Here is a 1,368-nt window from a genome sequence, read left to right on the forward strand (position 1 = left end):
GCCTGGGAAATCATGGCCCAAGTGCACCCCGAACTACCAGGACTGTTCGGGGATAATGGAGGAGACCCCGACGGGAACGCCTGGCTGAGGCCAGTCGAGGAGTTCCCGCCCGAGTTGGTGTCTACCCTCCTGCGGGAGGGGGTGGCCAGGCTGGTAACAGGATACGCGCATCCCTACCTCCCTGGCAAAAAGCATCCCCCGCACCGCAGGTGGTGCGGTTACCAGGCAGAAGGGGTATACTTTTATTATTGAAAGCGCAACAGGAGAGCCGCCCATCGATGATCGTGGCGGCTCTCCTTGCCAGTGTTAGGGGGTAAAATAAAATGAATGAGGAAATGAATCAGAAAATGAATCAGCTCTTTATCCAGGCGGTTGCGGAATATGAGATCCCGCTCTAACGACTGGTCTTTAGAGTCCTTGCCCAGGTCCCGGACGTTGATATGCGACCGATCGTCCGGCGGGCCTGGGAGGCCTCTGAGCAGTTATTGAGGGAGACCATGATCCAGTGGTCTTCCGGCTAAGGGGTCATCGGTGTCGGGATAGCGCCCCAGGGGTCACCGGACAACCGCTCGCATAGCGAGTTCGGGGCAGATACGCCTCTACCGAATGCCGGGTAACGTCTTTCTTGCTACCCTTGTATCCTCTTCAAACCGCTGGGAAACATCAACCGTATCCCGTTGTCGCGCTGCCATATCCACAGAGAGCATCGCGGGGGAAGCAAGACCAACCCGCCCCTGTCCATCAGCAGACAACCTTCTCCTGTCTTCAGTTGTGCCAGAGATTTCACTGGCCACCCCTTTGGTTTCCGGCTCCCTGGACGGATCATGACTGGATGTCTTCTTACCCCATTTCTGAACCTCGTACCCTTTGCGAAGCAGGATGTTGCGGGCCTCGTCCAGATAAACTTCGTCATCCAGCCGTCCCGGTCAGAAGCGGGTGATCGCCTCCTGTTTTTCTCTTCCCTGAAAGCATCGCACAGGATCTGCTGGTTGGAAGAGAGGCTGGGAAGACGAGTGGCAGAAGTTACTACCCGATAGCAGTTGATTTTGGGGAGTTTTCCAACGTCAGCCGGATATGTTTGTTGTTCGGGCCGGACTGCGAGGCACTTCGCCTGTCGTTAAAGAGGAGGGCCCGCTGCCACCGGCGGATTTTATCCTCAGGGGTTCGGATATGGGTGACCGGGCGGGCCCCGAGGTCCTCCGTCTGGCCGATGGACACCTTCTTCTCGGCCCGTTCATCCAGCGGGACGTATGAACCCGGAATCGGCGCGCGACCGATTTCGTCTATCGCCGCTTCCAGAGCCTCTTCGGAGTGGGGGATTTCCCAGAGGCGCAGGTTGCCCAAAAGGGTGCGGGAGCGGACAATTCT

2 protein-coding genes are annotated in these 1,368 nt (G+C 57.7%); one reads left to right on the forward strand and one right to left on the reverse strand.

From position 1 onward, the window contains the following. Positions 1-252: hypothetical protein (locus tag ABJK56_RS03615; RefSeq protein ID WP_347243303.1), on the forward strand; the 252-nt coding region annotated here is incomplete at its 5' end. Between the two features lie 774 nt (positions 253-1,026). Here ABJK56_RS03615 and ABJK56_RS03620 read toward each other — a convergent pair. After that, a partial coding sequence (locus ABJK56_RS03620) for a hypothetical protein (protein WP_347243304.1) occupies positions 1,027-1,368 on the reverse strand: 342 nt, incomplete at its 5' end.

Origin of the sequence: Thermogutta sp. (assembly GCF_039793925.1) — a bacterium.
Taxonomy (GTDB): Bacteria; Planctomycetota; Planctomycetia; order Pirellulales; family Thermoguttaceae; genus Thermogutta.